The sequence below is a fragment of the Pseudomonas sp. 9_2_1 genome, assembly GCF_059295275.1.
Genome location: NZ_CM181239.1, coordinates 5,183,913 through 5,201,925 on the forward strand (window position 1 = coordinate 5,183,913; position 18,013 = coordinate 5,201,925).

An 18,013-nucleotide genomic window follows, 5' to 3' on the forward strand; every position below is an offset into this window, starting at 1 on the left:
CGCACGGGATGCTCGTGAAACTGTAAATGAAAACGCGCCCGCGGGGCCCTGGCAGTTTTGCCAGGGCCCCGCGGGCGCGTTCAACAACCAGAAACTACTGCGTGATCAGTGCACGTCCTTCCAGTATTCCCGCTTGAGCAAATAGGCGAATACGAAGAAGAAAGCCAGGTACAGCAACACGTAGGTACCAATGCGCTGGCTTTCCAGTTTTACCGGGTTGGCCGAATAGGCCAGGAAGGTCACCAGGTTCTTGACCTTCTCGTCGAACTGCTCGGTCGTCAGAGTACCGGAATTCGGCGTGATGGTCAGCTGGTCGCAGGCCTCATGGGTCAATGGGCTGCCGGTCAGCGGGTCGAATTGCTTCTTGCCATCGACCACGGTCTGCACCTGCTTGCAGCCAACCACCTGGTTACCCTGCAGGCCGACCAGCACGTTGGGCATGCCGACGTTAGGGAACACCTTGTTGTTCACCCCATAAGGCCGCGACGGGTCCTCGTAGAAGCTGCGCAGGTAGGTGTACAGCCAGTCGGTACCGCGCACCCGTGCCACCAGGGTCAGGTCAGGTGGCGCAGCACCAAACCAGGTCTTGGCGTCGCTGGGCTTCATGCCGATCTGCATGTGATCACCAATCTTGGCACCGGTGAACACCAGTTTCTCGAGCATCAGCTCGTGAGGGATCCCCAGGTCATCGGCCACCCGCTCGTAGCGCTGGAACTTGGCGCTGTGGCAACCCATGCAATAGTTGGCAAAGGTACGCGCACCGTCCTGCATGGCGGCCTTGTCGGTCAGGTCGATATCGGCCTTGTCCAGCTCCAGGCCATGTTCGGCAGCAAAGGAAAAGGCAGGCATCACTGCCAGCAAAAATACTGCAATCAACTTTTTCATCAGCCAGTCACCCTTTCCGGAACCGGTTTGGTCTTCTCGAGCCTTGTGTAGAACGGCATCAACAGGAAGTAGGCGAAGTACAACACCGTGCACACCTGCGACAGCAAGGTGCGCCCAGGTGTCGGCGCCAGTACGCCCAGCACGCCCAGGATGACGAAGGCCACACAGAACACCAGCAGGAAGGTCTTGCTGATCCAGCCCTTGTAACGCATGGAGCGCACCGGGCTGCGGTCGAGCCAGGGCAAAACGAACAGTACGGCGATGGCCGCACCCATGGCGATAACGCCCATCAACTTGTCAGGCACAGCACGCAGGATCGCGTAGAACGGCGTGAAGTACCACACAGGCGCGATGTGCTCCGGTGTCTTGAAGGCGTTGGCTTGCTCGAAGTTCGGTTTTTCCAGGAAATAGCCGCCCATTTCCGGGAAGAAGAACACCACGGCGCAGAACACGAACAGGAACACCACCACACCGACAATGTCCTTGACCGTGTAATACGGATGGAACGGAATACCGTCCAGAGGGATGCCGTTTTCGTCCTTTTTCTTCTTGATGTCCACACCATCGGGGTTGTTCGAGCCCACTTCGTGCAGCGCGAGGATGTGCAGCACCACCAGACCGAGAATCACGATTGGCAGGGCAACCACATGCAGGGCGAAGAAGCGGTTAAGGGTGATGCCCGAGATCAGGTAGTCGCCGCGAATCCACTGGGTCAGGTCATCACCGATCACCGGAATGGCACCGAACAGCGAGATGATCACCTGGGCCCCCCAGTAAGACATCTGCCCCCACGGCAGCAGATAGCCCATGAATGCCTCGGCCATCAGTGCCAGGTAGATCAGCATACCGAACAGCCAGACCAGCTCGCGTGGCTTCTGGTAGGAGCCGTACAGCAGGCCGCGGAACATGTGCAGGTAGACCACGATGAAGAACGCCGACGCCCCCGTGGAGTGCAGGTAGCGCAGGATCCAGCCGTACTCGACGTCCCGCATGATGTACTCGACCGAGGCGAACGCCTCCTCCGCCGAGGGCGTGAAACTCATGGTCAGCCACACCCCGGTGACGATCTGGTTGACCAGCACCAGCAGCGCCAGGGAGCCAAAGAAGTACAGGAAGTTGAAGTTCTTGGGCGCGTAATACTTGCTCAGATGGTCTTCCCACATCTTGGTGGCGGGGAAGCGAGCATCAATCCAGTCCATGAACTTGCTCATCATGCGTTCTCCTGATCGACGCCGATGACGATGACATCGTCCGACTCGTAAGAGTGCGGTGGCACTGGCAGGTTGAGAGGCGCTGGCTGCGACTTGTAGACACGCCCAGCCAGGTCATAGTGGGAACCGTGGCACGGGCAGAAGTAGCCCCCCACCCACTTCGGTCCAAGGTCGGCAGGCGCGACTTCCGGGCGGAAGGTGGGCGAGCAGCCCAAATGCGTGCACAGGCCGACGAGAATGAGGATTTCCGGCTTGATCGAGCGAACCTCCGGGTCGACATAGGTCGGCTGCACCGAAGCCTTGGACTCGGGATCAGAAAGTTCGCCGGTGATTTTCTTGAGGTTGCCGAGGATTTCCTCCGTTCGCCGTACGATGAACACGGGCTGGCCACGCCACTCGGCCACCATCTGCTGCCCGGCCTCGACCTTGGCAATATTGACCTTCACCGGTGCACCTGCGGCTTTCGCCTTGGCACTGGGAAACCATGACCCCACGAACGGTACCGCAGCCCCCACTGCTCCCGCTGCCCCGACCACGGATGTCGCGGCTACGAGGAAGCGGCGCCGGCCTGCGTTGACGCCGTCATTGCTCATTCAGTCCTCTCCCATCAGCTTGCTTGGCCTGTTGCACCAGACCTGTACTTAGGTTGTGTCAGTGGCGCTAAATTTTGGTCGTCATGGTAAGAAACAAAACCACACACTGACAAGGTGAATACCCCGGCGAGGGCCCCTACCAGCGCTTTGCTTGATCTGCGTCTATGCGACAAGCGGTCACCGACATGCTGACAGGTTAGTTCAAGGCAAAAAAAAAGCCCGGTTCCAAGGAACCGGGCTTTTCTCGACTGCCGAAGCGATATTAACGCTTGGAGTACTGAGGACGCTTACGCGCTTTACGCAGACCCACTTTCTTACGCTCGACTTCACGAGCGTCGCGGGTGACGTAGCCAGCACGACGCAGAGCGCCACGCAGGGTTTCGTCGTATTCCATCAGAGCGCGGGTGATACCGTGACGGATCGCACCGGCTTGACCGCTGACACCACCACCGGAAACGGTGACGTAGATGTCGAACTTCTCAACGGTTTCGGTCAGCTCGAGCGGCTGACGAACAACCATGCGAGCGGTTTCGCGACCGAAGAACACGTCCAGAGAACGGTTGTTGATGGAAATGTTACCAGTACCCGGACGCAGGAATACGCGAGCGGTTGCGGTCTTGCGACGGCCAGTGCCGTAATTTTGAGTCGCCGACATAATGAACTTTCCCGTTAGATCTTCAGTTCTTGAGGCTGCTGAGCAGTGTGTGGGTGAGCTGCACCCGCGTACACTTTCAGCTTACGGTACATGTCGCGACCCAGCGGGTTCTTCGGCAGCATGCCTTTGACCGCGGTTTCGATAACACGCTCAGGGGCCTTGGCGATCAACTTCTCGAAGTTGATTTCCTTGATGCCACCTGGGAAACCGGAGTGGGAGTAGTACATTTTGTCGGAAGACTTGGCACCAGTCACACGAACCTGCTCGGCGTTGATGACGACGATGTAGTCGCCGGTGTCAACGTGAGGAGTGTATTCTGGTTTGTGTTTGCCACGCAGACGGCTAGCGATTTCGGTAGCCAGACGACCCAGGGTCTGGCCAGCGGCGTCGACTACGAACCACTCGCGCTTTACTGTTTCCGGTTTAGCAGTAAAAGTTTTCATTCTCTAAAGCCTCAGAGGCCGCCCAGCGAAAAATAGACGGCGAATCTTACTGGATAGTGCACAGCTTGCCAAGGGCAAGCGCGCAGCCGAACACAGACGCTTTTGGGGGCTCGGGTCGGGCACGCCAATGTTCGACGGGGTTCTTCCTGCGCGGTGGTGCATCACTTCCGCCACGCGGAGAGGGGGTGGATTATCCAGATTGCGCGAAAAATTTCAACCTGCTTTGATGAGCTTCCATTGCCAAGGAGTGTCCAACCGATGGAATACCGCCAGCTCGGCCGTACCGACCTCACCGTCAGCGCCCTGTGCCTGGGCACCATGACCTGGGGCGAGCAGAACGTCCAGGCCGATGCCTTCACGCAGATTGCCCGGGCCAAGGCCGCCGGGGTCAACTTCATCGACACCGCAGAGATGTACCCGGTGCCGCCCCGCCCGGAAACCTATGCAGCCACCGAACGCATCATCGGCAACTGGTTCCGCGAAAACCGTGACCGCGACGACTGGGTGCTGGCCAGCAAGGTCGCCGGCCCCGGCAACGGCATCAGCCACATCCGCGACGGCCAGCTCAAGCACAACCGCCAGCACATCGTCGCGGCGCTGGATGCCAGCCTGGAGCGCCTGCAGACCGACCGCATCGACCTGTACCAGCTGCACTGGCCGGAACGCAACACCAACTTCTTCGGCAAGCTGGGCTACCAGCACCTGCCACAGGACCATTTCACCCCACTGGAAGAAACCCTCGAAGTGCTCGACGAGCAGGTGCGCGCGGGCAAGATCCGCCACATCGGCCTGTCCAACGAAACGCCGTGGGGCACCATGAAGTTCCTGCAGCTGGCCGAGAGCCGTGGCTGGCCGCGGGCGGTGTCGATCCAGAACCCGTACAACCTGCTCAACCGCAGCTTCGAGGTGGGCCTGGCAGAAGTGGCCATCCGCGAGCAGTGCGGCCTGCTGGCCTATTCCCCGCTGGCCTTCGGCATGCTGTCGGGCAAGTACGAGAATGGCGCACGGCCTGAGCACGCACGCCTGACCCTGTTCAGCCGCTTTGCCCGCTATTCCAACCCGCAGACCGTGGCAGCCTGCAGCCGCTACGTGCAGCTGGCCCGCGAGCACGGCCTGGACCCTGCGCAGATGGCTTTGGCGTTCGTCACCCGGCAGCCGTTCGTGACCAGCAACATCATTGGAGCGACCAGCCTGGAGCAGCTGGAGAGCAACCTGGCCAGCGCTGAGCTGAACCTGAGCGACGAGCTGCTGGCGGCGATCGAGGCGATTCATCAGGAGCAGCCGAACCCTGCGCCTTGAGCGTAAAGGGGCCGCTTTGAGGCCCGATCGCCGGCAAGCCAGCTCCCGCAGGATGGCATCGAACCTGAGGCCTGCGCTGTACCTGTGGGAGCTGGCTTGCCGGCGATTGGGCTGCACAGCAGCCCCTCTGTTGCTTGGGCTAGACACAATCGCCAAAAAATAAGACGATCCAGCCGGTGATTGACCACTCTACCCTATAAGAACAATGACAATGATGTTTACCCAACCCCCCGCGTCGCTGCGGCGCGTCAGCATCCTGGCCATTGACAAGGTGTTCGCTTCGACCTTGATGCAGGCCAAGGACTTCTTCCACCTCGCCAGCCTGCGCTACAGCAAACAGCTGGGCCTGGGCCTCGACCCCATGTTCGAGATCCGCCTGGTGAGCCCCGACGGCCAGCCCGTGGACAGTTTCAGCAATGTCCAGCTACCGGTTGACGGCGGCCTGGACGACGCCGATGTGATCATCCTCCCGGCCTACTGGGACGACTTCGACAACCTGCTGCAACGTTATCCACAGGTGCTGCCCTGGTTGCGCCAGCAGCATGCGCGTGGCGCGGTGCTGTGCGCCGAAGCCAGTGGCGTGTTCTGGCTGGCCGAATCGGGCCTGCTGGACGGCAAGGAGGCGACCACCTACTGGCGCTTTTTCACCACCTTTGCCGAACGGTTTCCGAAGATCCGGCTGAATCAGGACAAGCACCTGACCGACGCTGACAATATCTATTGTGCCGGTGGCGCCACCTCGGCCTGCGACCTGTACATCTACCTGATCGAACGGTTCTGTGGCGCCAACGTGGCCCGCGCGGTGTCCCGCGACATCCTCTACGAAGTGCAGCGCAACTACACCCCGGGGCGCATGGGCTTTGGTGGCCAGAAGCTGCACCAGGACCTGATCATCCTGCAGATCCAGCACTGGCTGGAAGAGCACTTCGCCGACAAGTTCCGCTTCGAGGACGTGGCCCGCAACCACGGCATGAGCATCCGCAACTTCATGCGTCGCTTCCAGGGGGCAACCGGTGACAAGCCGCTGCACTACCTGCAGCGGCTGCGGATCGAGACGGCCAAGGGGTTGTTGTCGAGCACGCGCAAGAGCATCAAGACCATCAGCTATGAGGTCGGCTATGACGATGCGAGTTTCTTTGCACGGCTGTTCCGCCAGCATACCGAGCTGTCACCGAACCAGTATCGGCAGCAGTTCATGCAAGAGGCTTGAGGACCTCGGGGCTGCTTCGCAGCCCATCGCCGGCAAGCGCGGCTCCCACAAGCGATGGGCCGCAGAGCGGCCCCGGCTTTCTTACGGTTTGTGAGCGCGCGACAGGAATTCGTGCGACTGCATCTCCAGCAACCGGCTCAGGGTCCGCTGGAATTCGAAGCTCAGGCGGCCACCGGTATACAGGTCCTTCAGCTCGACCTCGGCCGAGATGATCAGCTTGACGTTGCGGTCGTAGAACTCGTCCACCATGTTGATGAACCGGCGGGCGATGTCGTCGGTGGCCACGCCCATCTGCTCCACATTGCTCAGCAGTACAGCATGGAAGATCTTGCCCAGCTCGATGTAGTCGTTCTGGCTGCGCGGGCCGTCGCACAGGGCGCGGAAGTCGAACCAGGCGACATCGTCGCAGGTACGCAGGGCATTGATCGGGCGGTTTTCGATCATCAGCACATCGTTCTCGACCGCCTGGGTGCACTCAGGGGTCAGCGCCTTGAAGCTGGCGCGCATGCTCTGGTGCGCCGCGTCGTTGAGCGGGTAGTGGAACAGTTCGGCCTGCTCCAGGTGACGCAGGCGGTAGTCGACGCCGCTGTCCACGTTCACCACGTCGGTGTACTGCTTGATCATGGCAATGGCCGGCAGGAAGCGCGCACGCTGCAGGCCGTCCTTGTACAGACCGTCCGGCACGATGTTGGAGGTGGCCACCAGCGATACGCCGTTCTTGAACAGCTCTTCCATCAAGGTGCCGAGGATCATCGCGTCGGTAATGTCCGAGACGAAGAATTCGTCGAAGCAGATCACCCTGGCTTCATCGCTGAAGCGCTTGGCGATGATGGTCAGCGGGTTCTTCTCGCCCTTGAGGGTTTTCATTTCCTCGTGCACACGCTTCATGAAGCGGTGGAAGTGCGTGCGCATCTTCTGCTTGAACGGCAGCGCCTCGTAGAAGGTATCGACCAGGTAGGTCTTGCCTCGCCCTACCCCACCCCAGAAGTACAGGCCCTTGACCGGGGTCTGCTCCTTCTTGCCGAACAGCTTGCCGAACATGCCCGGCTTGTTGTTCTGCGCGTGTACCAGGTCGTCGTACAGGCGCTGCAGGTGACGCACCGCAGTTTCCTGCGCCGCGTCATGGAAGAAGTCGGGACGTTTCAGATCTGCTTGATAGCGTTCTAAGGGAGTCATAATTCGTTAGCGAGGCAACAAAAAACGGGCCGTCACTGTAGCGACAGGCCCGCCTAATGGCAATGCGACTTGCGGCGAAATGCCTCAGTCTTGTTGTGGCTGAAGCGCTACACGCAGGCTTTCGATAGCCGAATCGCGGGCTTCAGCGCTGTCGAACTGCGGCCCGTCGGCAACCTGCTCGCCATTCAGCCACAGGCCGAAGCCCAGGCCTTCGACGCGTACATCGGCCTCGCCACCCTGCTGCAGCTGCTTGCTGACAGCGCCGGCGCTCTTGCCGTCGGCGAAGCTGCGCGACAGCAGCAATTGCTCGCCATCAGCGGCCAGCAGGCGGAAGCGGAAGCTGCCGTCCTCGTCACGGAAGCTGACGAAACGCGCGCTCTTGGCGGCTTTTTTCTTCACTTCGGTGCTGGCCTGCACGCTGCTGCGGAACGAACGCAGGCCAACGGCCTCGCGCAGTTGCTCGAGGAACGGGGTGGCGATCTTCCGGGCCTTGGCCGCGCCAGCCAGCAGGATGTCTTCCAGGTCGGCCGGGCGGGCGATCAGCTGGTGGTAATACTCGCGCTTTTCAGCCAACTGGCCGTCCAGCAGCTGGAACAGGCGCTGCTTGGCATCGCCCCAGCCCAGGCCCTGCAGCAGCTCGTCGCGGAACTCGGCGCATTGCACCGGCGTCGAGAACGCCTGGAACAGGGTGAACAGGTGCGAGTTGTCCGGGTCTTTCGCCTCGCCTGGCGCCCGCGAGTCGGTGACGATGCGCGAGATGGCGTCTTTCATGTCCTTGGCGCTGGTGAACAGCGGGATGGTGTTGTCGTAGCTCTTGGACATCTTGCGCCCGTCCAGGCCCGGCAGAGTCGCCACGCTTTCCTCGATGACCGCCTCCGGCAGGGCGAAGAAGTCGCTGCCCTGGCCGAACAGGTGGTTGAAGCGCTGACCGATGTCGCGGGCCATTTCCACGTGCTGGATCTGGTCACGGCCGACCGGCACCTGGTTGGCGTTGAACATCAGGATGTCTGCAGCCATCAGCACCGGGTAGCTGAACAGGCCCATGGTCACGCCGGCATCGGCGTCTTCGCCCGCTTCGACGTTCTTGTCCACCGAGGCCTTGTAGGCATGCGCACGGTTGAGCAGGCCTTTAGCCGCCACGCAGGTCAGCAGCCAGGTCAGCTCGGGGATTTCCGGGATGTCGGACTGACGGTAGAAGGTCACCTTGTCCGGGTCGAGGCCACCGGCCAGCCAGGTGGCGGCGATTTCCAGGCGCGAGCGCTGGATACGCAGCGGGTCGTCGCACTTGATCAGGGCGTGGTAGTCGGCCAGGAAGTAGAACGAATCGACACCGGGCTGCTGGCTGGCACGAATCGCCGGGCGGATGGCGCCGGCGTAGTTGCCCAGGTGCGGAGTGCCGGTGGTGGTGATACCGGTAAGAATGCGCGTGGTCATGGGTGTTCGCTTATTCAGGCTTGGCTCAGTTCGAAAGGCGCGGCAGCAGCAGATCCTTCAGATCGGTCAGCTTGCCATGGAAGAAGTGTCCGCATTCTGCCACTTTCAGCAGCTCATGGGGGCGCGACAGGCTGTCGGACCACTGGTAAACCAGCTGCGGATCGACGACTTCGTCGGCGTCCGGCTGCACCACGGTGATCGGGCAGCGCTGCGGCAGCGGGAATTGCGCGGTCAGGCGCATCACCGCCGGGGCGATCATGAATAGCCGCTGCAGCGTCACGCCGTCGGTTTCCAGGCGGCCGGCCAGGCTGGTGGCGACAAAACCGCCGAACGAGAAGCCCATCAGCACCAGTGGCAGGTGCGGATGCTGTTCACGCAGCCAGGCTGCCGCAGCCTCGGCATCGGCCACCTCACCCGCGCCCATGTCATGGCTGCCAGCGCTCTGGCCGACGCCACGGTAGTTGAAGCGCAAGGTGACATAGCCGGCATCGCGGGCGGTGCGTTGCAGGGTCGAGACCACCTTGTTGAGCATGGTGCCGCCCTGGACCGGGTTGGGATGGCAGATCAGCACCGCGCCGCGGGCTTCGGGCACGTCCAGGTACAAGGCTTCCAGCTGGCCGCTGGGGCCATCGATGAACAAGGGGGTTTCGCGGACAAGCAAGGCACTACTCCGTGACCTGGTGAAGGGTCGATTCGTCTAGGTGAGGAATTCTGTTCTGATTTGCGATCGCTCGCGGTATACAGCGCAGGTCTGAGCCGTTAACGTAAAGCAAAGCCGTTTATAGAGGAAGGACTCGTGGAACTCTCGCTCCTTGTTTGGTTGTTGCCGACCTTGGCCCTGGTCATTGGTGTGGTAGTTGGTTTCGTCGTGGCCCGCCTGCTGCCCAATGCCGCGCCAAGCAGCACTCAGCGTCAGCTGGATGAAATGCAGAAGCGCTTCGACAGCTACCAGAACGAAGTGGTTACCCACTTCAACAGCACCGCCATGCTGGTCAAAAAACTGACCCAGAGCTACCAGGATGTCCAGGATCACCTGGCCGAAGGCGCCAACAGCCTGGCCCTCGATGACGTCACTCGCCAGCGCCTGCTGGCCGCACTGCACTCCGAAGGCGCGCAAGGCCCGCGTGATCGCCTGACCCCGCCGAAGGACACTGCCGAAGTCCCGCGCGACTATGCACCAAAAGCGCCGAACTCGCCGGGCATGCTCGACGAGAGCTACGGGCTCAAACGCTGACGGCCGATAACGCGCCAACAATGAAAACCCCGCCGAAGCGGGGTTTTCATTCAGATCAAGGCTTACGCCAGGACTGACCGCCCTCCTCGTCGTCACCGCCGCTGCGGCAGATGAACAGTTCGAGGTATTCTGGCACTACTTTCATGGTGATACTCCTGCTGGATGAACTGGCCATTGCGCCAGCCCATCCAGACTGCCCCTGTCCTGCCGAATCAGGCATCGGGCAAACTTTCCGTCTCCGCATGACCAGCTCATGTGCAGGCTTGCAACGCCTGCTCGACATCCGCCAGCAGGTCCTCCACATCCTCCAGCCCCACCGACAACCGCACCAGCCCTTCCGAAATGCCATGCTGCGCCCGCTCCTCGGCGGTGTAGCTGGAATGGGTCATGCTCGCCGGGTGCTGCGCCAGTGACTCCGCGTCCCCCAGGCTCACCGCCCGGGCAAACAGTTGCAGGGCATTCATGAAGCGTCGCCCCGCCTCTATACCCCCCTTGAGCTCGAAGGCAATCATCCCGCCGGGCAAGCGCATCTGCCGCTGGGCCAACAAGTACTGCGGGAACGACGTCAACCCTGGGTAATGGATCAGCTCAACCTGTGGCTGCCGGGCCAGGAACTGCGCGACCTGCATGGCATTTTCGCAATGCCGGTCCATGCGCAGGGCCAGGGTCTTCATCCCGCGCATCAGCAGCGCCGCGTCGTGCGGTGACAGCACCGCGCCGGTCATGTCCTTCAGTCCTTCCAGGCGAATCCGGTCAACCAGGTCCTTGCGCCCCACCACCAGGCCCGCAGTGATATCGCCGTGGCCGCTCAGATATTTCGTGGCCGAGTGCACCACGAGGTCAGCACCCAGTTCCAATGGCCGCTGCAGGTAAGGCGTGCAATAGGTGTTGTCGACGACCACAGACAAGTCATGCCCTCGCGCGGCGTCGGCAACCGCCGCGATATCCACCATCTGCATGTTGGGATTGGCGGGTGTTTCGAAGTAGATCATCCGCGTCTTGCCGTTGATGGCCGCTTTCAAGGCCTGCGCATCGTTAAGGTCGACATGGCGAATCTTCACCCCGAACTCACCGATGCCATGGTGCAGGAACGCGAAGGTGCAGCCATACAACGTCAGGCCGACAATCAACTCGTCGCCCGGCCGCAACAGCGTCCAGATCGTCGAAGTAATGGCCCCCATGCCCGACGCCAGCGCCAGGCCCGCTTCCCCGCCCTCCAGCGAGGCCATGCGCTGCTCCAGCAAGGCCAGGGTAGGGTTGGATATGCGGCTGTAGAAATGCCCCGCCTGCTCCCCGGCAAAGCAGGCGGCGCCGTATTCAACGCTGGGAAAGGCATAGGTAGCCGTCTGGTATACCGGCGGGACCAGGGCGCCACCGTGAGGCAGGGGATCGTAACCGTGGTGAATGGCGCGTGTAGAAAAACCGGTTTTATTGTGGGAGTCGCGCATGGCAACAGCCTCTTGTGGTTTGCTATAAGCTTATGCCACTGGCCTGCCCGTTTTTTTCCAAATTGGCCCATGCGTTCGGGTAGATGCTGGAACAAAAACAACAAAAACCAAACCTGGAGGGCAAGACATGCCTTCGACTCTCGACCGCACCGACCGCGCGCTGCTTGCCGCGCTGCAGGACAACGCCCGCCTTACCGTCGCCGAGCTGGCCGACCAGGTGGCACTGACCACCTCGCCCTGCTGGCGGCGGGTCAAGCTGCTGGAAGACAACGGCTACATCACTGGCTACCAGGCCATCCTCTCGCCCAAATCGCTGGGGTTTGGCGTGACCGCTTTCGTCAGCATCATGATGGATTCGCACACCAAGGACATGGCGTTGGCGTTCGAGCAACGGCTGATGGAAATTCCCGAGATCGTGGCCTGCCACAACATCTCGGGGCGCTATGATTTTCTGCTGGAAATTCTTGCGCGCGACCTGGAGTCGTTCGGGGAATTCACCCGCGAGGTGCTGCAACGCTTGCCGGGGGTGAAGGAGATTTATTCGAGTTTTTCCTACAAGGCGGTGAAGGAGCGGCGCGTAATTCCAGTGTCTGAAAAACATATCTGAACGGCACCCGCGGTCCCGTGGAAACGAGAATCGAGTAGGAGGCGGGCTCACACCCGCCGTCCTCTCACACCACCGTGCGTACGGTTCCGTACACGGCGGTTCAAGCTATGCGGCTAAGCCGGTTGATCGTATCCAGTATCGAGACCAGTCCGAGTCGATCCCATAGCTTCTTCGGCAGCGCCTGATTCATATGTGGCGCCCCCGAGTTCCACCACGGGCCTCGGCCGTTACAGACCGATTTACAGGCACGCTCTTCGCTCAAGCCCAGACGCATCAGGTTGCGCGCCCTCGTAGAGGGCTGCTTCCATTGGCGCCAGATGGCACAGCGGAGTTTGTGCCTGATCCAGCCATCCAGTTCCTCAAGTGGCCGTTTGCTCTGGCTAAGCTTGAAGTAACCCGCCCAGCCTCGCAGGACAGGGTTTATCCGCCCGATGGTATTCGTCATCTTGCGACCCCGTGCACCGCGTAGCAGCTCTGCGAGCCGGTCGCGCAGGCGACCCAGGCTCGTCGTTGCCACCCGCAGCCTTGGCTGCTGATGCCAGCTCATCCCATAGCCCAAGTAGTCACACTTCCAGGCTCTCGCGACTCGACTCTTCTTCTGATTCACCGTCAGTTTCAAACGTTGATTCAGGAAGCGTTCGACACCGGCCAGTACCCGTTCGCCAGCCCGAGGGCTGCGTACATAAATGTTCGCGTCATCGGCATAGCGCACGAAGCGGTGACCCCGCCGTTCCAGTTCGCGGTCAAGTTCGTCGAGCAGGATATTCGACAGCAGCGGCGAGAGCGGGCCGCCTTGCGGCGTCCCCTCCTGCCGTGGGCTGACGACACCGCCTGACATGACTCCCGCTTCAAGGTAGCGGCGGATAAGCCTGAGTACGCACTTATCTTTGACCCGGCGCTCGATACAGGCCATCAGGATGTCGTGGTTGACTCGATCGAAGAACTTCTCCAGATCGATTTCCACGCACCAGCGGTGTCCCGCTGTCACATGAGCACGAGCCATCTCGATGGCTTGATGCGTACTTCTGCCCGGACGAAAACCATAGCTGTAGTCCGAGAACAGTGGGTCGAAGATAAGTGTGAGCTGCTGCTGCAGTGCTTGCTGGATCAGGCGATCCACGACGGTGGGGATTCCCAGTTGCCGTGTGCCGCCCTGCGGCTTGGGAATTTCAACCGCTCGCACTGCTTGGGGATGGTATTCACCGGCCAGCAACCTGGCCTTGAGGGTTGGCCAATACTGTTTCACGTAGCCCGCCAAGTCAGCGACCGTCATGCCATCAGCACCCGGAGCCCCCTTGTTGCTAACCACGCGTTGATACGCACGCCTGAGGTTGGTCGGTGCAAGCACCCGCTCCATCAGCGTGTCCGGCTCTGCGTTCGTCCACGTCGCTGACGCCGCCGGCACCTTTGCACTGTCAGGCATCACCCTCGGCTTCTGGCCAGGATTCGGAGTGACAGATTCCGTTGTAGGAAATTTCTGCATTACGGCTACCAACGAGACAGTGACGCCTACTAGCGGCATAACCTGTTCGGCCCTTGGTGGCGCGGTTAACCGCCACTTACTACGGCTTCGGCTGACTTCTGCACGCTCATCCCATCGCCTCTCGACGCTCGGTAGCACTATGGCAAGCGTACAGATCTCCCAGGGTAATTCGCGCGACCTTCCTGCTTATGCCTGTCGGATTTACGTCACAGCGCTCCGTGCAAGTATTGGGCTTTGGCGATTGTTGCCGCCTGACCCCGCTGTGCCGCCTGATCCGCTTCCTGTTCGTCAGGCCAGCATTTTGCCTCGGGCTTCCTTCAGATTCGCAGTCGCCCGCGACACCCTTGCCTCCGGCTAACACTTCCCCTTGCCGGGTGTGTAGAGGACTTTCACCTCCAAGTCACCCGCTCGGCCACCACAGCCAAGCAGGTTGCGCTTACGCGCAACGCGCCATGCCTGGCGCACAACAAAAAAACCCGCCGAAGCGGGTTTTTTAATTGCGGGCCAGCGCTTAGATCGCGCCACGCTGACGCAGCACGTCCAGCACCTGCTTCACGCCTTCGTCCACGCTGGTGGACTGGGTGTCGATCACCAGGTCCGCATCCAGCGGCACATCGAACGGGAAGCTTTCGCCCGGGATGTTGTCGCCAGCGGCAGCGTACAGGCCTTGCGGGTCACGCTCGCGGCAGGCCAGCGGCGAGGCCTGGACGTAAACGGTCACCAGGCGCTCCTTGCCGATCAGTGCCTTGGCCTGCTCGCGGCCTTCGGCATCCGGGGCCACGAATGCGGCCAGGGTCAGCAGGCCGGCTTCGTTGAACTGGCGCGCCACATGGGCGGCGCGGCGCCAGTTCTCGGTACGGCCGGCGCGGTCCTGTGGCAGTCCCTTGTTCAGGTCGTGCCGCAGGTTCTGACCATCGAGCACGTACACCGCACGGCCCATGTCGAACAGCTTGCGCTCCACGGCATAGGCCAGGGTGCTCTTGCCAGCGCCGGACAGGCCGCTGAACAGCACGGTGGCTGGCTGCTGGCCGAAGCGCAAGGCGCGCTCTTCGGTGGACACGTGGGCCTGCTTGCCATGCTGCCCGGTGCTGCCATGCGGCAGGACGGGCTGGGCGATGATCATGCCGGCGCCGACGGTGCCGTTGGTCAGGCGGTCGATGACGATGAACGCGCCGGTGGTGCGGTTGCTGTCGTAACCGTCCAGGGCGATGGCGCTATCCAGGGACACCTTGACGCGGCCGATCTCGTTCAGTTGCAGGGCGCTGGCAGCGTCCTTCTCCAGGGTGTTCACATCCACCTTGTGGGTGATGCTGGCAATCGAGCCCGGCACGTAGCTGGTAGCACGCTTGATGTCGTACTTCTTGCCAGGCAGCATCGGCTCTTCGGCCATCCACACCAGCATGGCGTCGAACTGGTCGGTCACCGGCGGTACGTTGTCGGCATGCACCAGCAGGTCGCCACGGGAGATGTCGATCTCGTCTTCCATGGTCAGTGTCACGGCCTGGCCGGGGCCGGCGTTCTCCAGCTCACCTTCGTAGGTGACGATGGATTTGACACGGCTGCTCTTGCCCGATGGCAGCACGACGATTTCGTCGCCCTTGTGCACCACGCCGCTGGCCAGGGTGCCGGCGAAGCCGCGGAAGTTCAGGTTCGGGCGGTTGACATACTGCACCGGGAAACGCAGGTCGGTGAAGTTGCGGTCGGCCGACACTTCGACGGTTTCGAGGATTTCCATCAGCGTCGGGCCGGTATACCACGGCGAACGCTCGCTGTGGTTGACCACGTTGTCGCCCTTGAGCGCCGACATCGGCACGAACTGCAGGCTGCTCGGGGTCAGGTTGATGGCTTCGGCGAACTGCAGGTAGTCGGCCTTGATCGACTCGAAGACTTCCTGGTCGAAGCCCTTGAGGTCCATCTTGTTGACCGCGACCACGATGTGCTTGATGCCCAGCAACGAGGCGATGTAGCTGTGGCGACGGGTCTGGGTCTGCACGCCGTAGCGGGCGTCGACCAGGATGATCGCCAGGTCGCAGGTGGAGGCACCGGTGGCCATGTTGCGGGTGTACTGCTCGTGGCCCGGGGTGTCGGCGATGATGAACTTGCGCTTGGCGGTGGAGAAGTAGCGGTAGGCGACATCGATGGTGATGCCCTGCTCACGCTCGGCCTGCAGGCCATCTACCAGCAGCGCCAGGTCGACTTCTTCGCCGGTGGTACCGGACTTTTTCGAATCACGGGTGATGGCCTCGAGGTGGTCCTCGTAGATCATCTTCGAGTCGTGCAGCAGCCGCCCGATCAGGGTGCTCTTGCCATCGTCGACGTTGCCGCAGGTCAGGAAGCGCAGCAGTTCCTTGCGCTCATGCTGGGCCAGGTAGGCGAGGATATCCTCGCTGATCAGATCAGATTGGTGCGACATGGAGTAACCCTGAAATTAGAAGTAGCCTTGGCGTTTCTTGTCTTCCATGGAACCGGCGCCATCGTGGTCGATGACACGGCCCTGGCGTTCGGACGTACGGGTCAGGAGCATTTCCTGAATGATGTCCGTCAGGGTCTCGGCTTCCGACTCGACCGCACCCGTCAATGGGTAGCAGCCCAGGGTACGGAAACGCACCTTCTTCTTGACGATGCGCGCTTTCTCTTCGTCGCTGAGATGCTCGAGGATGCGCTCGTCGTCGATCATGATCAGGGTGCCGTTCTTCTCGATGACTTCACGCTCGGCGGCGAAGTACAGCGGCACGATCGGGATGCCTTCGAGGTAGATGTACTGCCAGATATCCAGCTCGGTCCAGTTCGACAGCGGGAACACGCGGATCGACTCGCCCTTGTTGACCTTGCCGTTGTACACGTTCCACAGCTCGGGGCGCTGGTTTTTCGGGTCCCAGCGATGCTTGCTGTCACGGAACGAATACACGCGCTCCTTGGCCCGCGACTTCTCTTCGTCACGGCGCGCGCCACCGAAGGCGGCGTCGAACCCATGCTTGTCCAGCGCCTGCTTCAGGCCCTGGGTCTTCATGATGTCGGTGTGCTTGGAGCTGCCATGGGTGAACGGGTTGATGCCCTGCGCCACACCTTCCGGGTTGACGTGGGTAATCAGCTCCAGGCCCATTTCCTCGACCATCTTGTCGCGGAAGCTGTACATCTCCTGGAATTTCCACTGGGTGTCGACGTGCATCACCGGGAACGGCAGTTTGCCCGGGAAGAAGGCCTTGCGCGCCAGGTGCAGCATCACGGCGGAATCCTTGCCGATCGAGTACAGCATCACCGGGTTGTCGAACTCGGCGGCCACCTCGCGGATGATGTGGATGCTTTCCGCCTCCAGCTGTTTCAAGTGCGTCAGTTTGTCGACCATGGCTACTCACGAAAAACGATCTTATGGACGGCCTGCGGGCCGTGTTCGAGCGAGCCACTTTATCACAGCGGTAGCTTCTATTTAGGAGGCGGGCTAGATCGAAAAAGTCTAACGATATGACTGGGGGTTTGGGCTTGCAGGCCCGGCCTCTTCGCGGGCATGCCCGCTCCCACAGGTACGGTGGAGTCCTTGTGGGAGCGGGCGCGCCCGCGAAGAAGGCAACGCCGATCTCAGATCGGATTCGGGCAATCGATGAACAGGTGCTCCACGGCAAACCGCCGTGCCAGGTAATCACCCAGCGCCTGCACCCCGTAGCGTTCGGTGGCATGGTGCCCGGCAGCAATGAAGCTGACGCCGTTCTCGCGCGCACTGTGATAGGTCTGCTCGGACGCTTCGCCCGTCAGGTACAAATCCACCCCGGCCGCGATCGCGGTGTCGATGTAGCCCTGCCCGCCCCCGGTGCACCAGCCGACCCGACGGATCATCTGATCACCCTCGACCAGCAACGGCTCACGCCCCAGCACTTCCTGCACCCGCCGGGCAAAATCACGCGCGGTGATCGGCTCGGCGAGCGAACCGACCAGCCCGACCACTTTGGGGTTCGCTGGGTCCAGCGGCCCTTCGACGGTAATGTCCAGTTGCCGCGCCAGCTGCACGTTGTTGCCGACCTCCGGGTGCACGTCCAGTGGCAGATGGAACGCCAGCAGGCTGATATCGTTGCTCAGCAAGGTCTTCAGGCGGCGCTGGCGGATGCCGGTGACGCACGGGTTTTCGCCTTTCCAGAAATACCCATGGTGTACCAGCACCAGGTCGGCCCCCGCCTCCACCGCGGCATTCAGCAACGCCTGGCTGGCGGTGACGCCGCTGACAATCCGGCTGACCTGCGGCCGGCCCTCGACCTGCAGGCCGTTGGGGCAATAGTCCTGGATCTTCGCGCTGCCCAGGTAACGCTCGGCTTCCTCGACCAGGGTGTTTAGAGCGACGGCCAT

General features: G+C 61.5%; 17 protein-coding genes. 4 read left to right on the forward strand and 13 right to left on the reverse strand.

What is annotated here, in order from left to right:
- Positions 1-105: 105 nt before the first annotated feature.
- The 5 genes from AC5O5I_RS23525 to rplM form a co-directional block, all read right to left on the reverse strand.
- Positions 106-885 carry a cytochrome c1 gene (locus AC5O5I_RS23525; RefSeq protein ID WP_172287066.1) on the reverse strand — a complete coding sequence of 260 codons (780 nt, stop codon included), beginning with the start codon at positions 883-885 and terminating at the stop codon, positions 106-108.
- Complete coding sequence (locus AC5O5I_RS23530) at positions 885-2,096, reverse strand: cytochrome b (protein ID WP_172230771.1); 1,212 nt, start codon at positions 2,094-2,096, stop codon at positions 885-887. Before AC5O5I_RS23530 ends, AC5O5I_RS23525 begins: the two co-directional genes overlap by 1 nt.
- Complete coding sequence (petA, locus tag AC5O5I_RS23535; RefSeq protein WP_172287389.1) at positions 2,096-2,689, reverse strand: ubiquinol-cytochrome c reductase iron-sulfur subunit; 594 nt, start codon at positions 2,687-2,689, stop codon at positions 2,096-2,098. The genes AC5O5I_RS23530 and petA overlap by 1 nt, the downstream gene beginning before the upstream one ends.
- 262 nt (positions 2,690-2,951) lie before the next feature.
- The gene (gene rpsI, locus AC5O5I_RS23540) at positions 2,952-3,344 is read right to left on the reverse strand and encodes a 30S ribosomal protein S9 (protein WP_003260797.1); all 393 of its coding nucleotides are present in this window, start codon (positions 3,342-3,344) and stop codon (positions 2,952-2,954) included.
- Positions 3,345-3,358: 14 nt separating this feature from the next.
- The gene (rplM, locus tag AC5O5I_RS23545) at positions 3,359-3,787 is read right to left on the reverse strand and encodes a 50S ribosomal protein L13 (protein WP_003260798.1); all 429 of its coding nucleotides are present in this window, start codon (positions 3,785-3,787) and stop codon (positions 3,359-3,361) included.
- Between the two features lie 258 nt (positions 3,788-4,045).
- Between rplM and AC5O5I_RS23550 the strand changes: the two genes are divergently transcribed.
- Together AC5O5I_RS23550 and AC5O5I_RS23555 are read left to right on the forward strand one after the other, a co-directional pair.
- A complete protein-coding gene (locus tag AC5O5I_RS23550; protein WP_172229053.1) occupies positions 4,046-5,086 on the forward strand; it encodes an NADP(H)-dependent aldo-keto reductase in 1,041 nt (346 codons plus the stop codon).
- Positions 5,087-5,375: 289 nt separating this feature from the next.
- Complete coding sequence (locus tag AC5O5I_RS23555; RefSeq protein WP_172229065.1) at positions 5,376-6,296, forward strand: GlxA family transcriptional regulator; 921 nt, start codon at positions 5,376-5,378, stop codon at positions 6,294-6,296.
- Between the two features lie 81 nt (positions 6,297-6,377).
- Here AC5O5I_RS23555 and zapE read toward each other — a convergent pair whose 3' ends face one another.
- From zapE to AC5O5I_RS23570, 3 genes are all read right to left on the reverse strand, one after another.
- Positions 6,378-7,472 (reverse strand): cell division protein ZapE, encoded by a 1,095-nt coding sequence (gene zapE / locus AC5O5I_RS23560; RefSeq protein WP_172229055.1) that lies wholly within the window; start codon positions 7,470-7,472, stop codon positions 6,378-6,380.
- Positions 7,473-7,556: 84 nt separating this feature from the next.
- A complete protein-coding gene (locus AC5O5I_RS23565) occupies positions 7,557-8,906 on the reverse strand; it encodes a tryptophan--tRNA ligase (RefSeq protein WP_172229057.1) in 1,350 nt (449 codons plus the stop codon).
- Between the two features lie 25 nt (positions 8,907-8,931).
- On the reverse strand, positions 8,932-9,567 hold the full coding sequence (locus tag AC5O5I_RS23570; RefSeq protein WP_494511648.1) for an alpha/beta hydrolase: 636 nt from the start codon (positions 9,565-9,567) through the stop codon (positions 8,932-8,934).
- A gap of 135 nt (positions 9,568-9,702) precedes the next feature.
- On the opposite strand from AC5O5I_RS23570, the gene AC5O5I_RS23575 reads away from it, so the two are divergent.
- Positions 9,703-10,140, forward strand: a complete 438-nt coding sequence (locus AC5O5I_RS23575) for a Z-ring associated ZapG family protein (protein WP_172229061.1) — start codon at positions 9,703-9,705, stop codon at positions 10,138-10,140.
- Between the two features lie 251 nt (positions 10,141-10,391).
- Here the strand turns inward: AC5O5I_RS23575 and AC5O5I_RS23580 are convergent, their stop codons facing one another.
- Entirely contained in the window at positions 10,392-11,588 is a 1,197-nt protein-coding gene (locus AC5O5I_RS23580; protein ID WP_494511649.1) for a methionine gamma-lyase, read from the reverse strand.
- Positions 11,589-11,715: 127 nt separating this feature from the next.
- On the opposite strand from AC5O5I_RS23580, the gene AC5O5I_RS23585 reads away from it, so the two are divergent.
- Positions 11,716-12,195, forward strand: a complete 480-nt coding sequence (locus tag AC5O5I_RS23585; RefSeq protein WP_025340567.1) for an Lrp/AsnC family transcriptional regulator — start codon at positions 11,716-11,718, stop codon at positions 12,193-12,195.
- A 100-nt stretch (positions 12,196-12,295) separates the two neighbouring features.
- Here the strand turns inward: AC5O5I_RS23585 and ltrA are convergent, their stop codons facing one another.
- The 4 genes from ltrA to AC5O5I_RS23605 all read right to left on the reverse strand — a co-directional run bounded on the left by ltrA (position 12,296) and on the right by AC5O5I_RS23605 (position 18,013).
- Complete coding sequence (ltrA, locus tag AC5O5I_RS23590) at positions 12,296-13,717, reverse strand: group II intron reverse transcriptase/maturase (protein WP_494511650.1); 1,422 nt, start codon at positions 13,715-13,717, stop codon at positions 12,296-12,298.
- Positions 13,718-14,189: 472 nt separating this feature from the next.
- On the reverse strand, positions 14,190-16,091 hold the full coding sequence (gene cysN / locus AC5O5I_RS23595; RefSeq protein WP_172229710.1) for a sulfate adenylyltransferase subunit CysN: 1,902 nt from the start codon (positions 16,089-16,091) through the stop codon (positions 14,190-14,192).
- Positions 16,092-16,106: 15 nt separating this feature from the next.
- Entirely contained in the window at positions 16,107-17,024 is a 918-nt protein-coding gene (cysD, locus tag AC5O5I_RS23600; protein WP_056801777.1) for a sulfate adenylyltransferase subunit CysD, read from the reverse strand.
- Between the two features lie 230 nt (positions 17,025-17,254).
- Positions 17,255-18,013 (reverse strand): Nif3-like dinuclear metal center hexameric protein, encoded by a 759-nt coding sequence (locus AC5O5I_RS23605; protein WP_494511651.1) that lies wholly within the window; start codon positions 18,011-18,013, stop codon positions 17,255-17,257.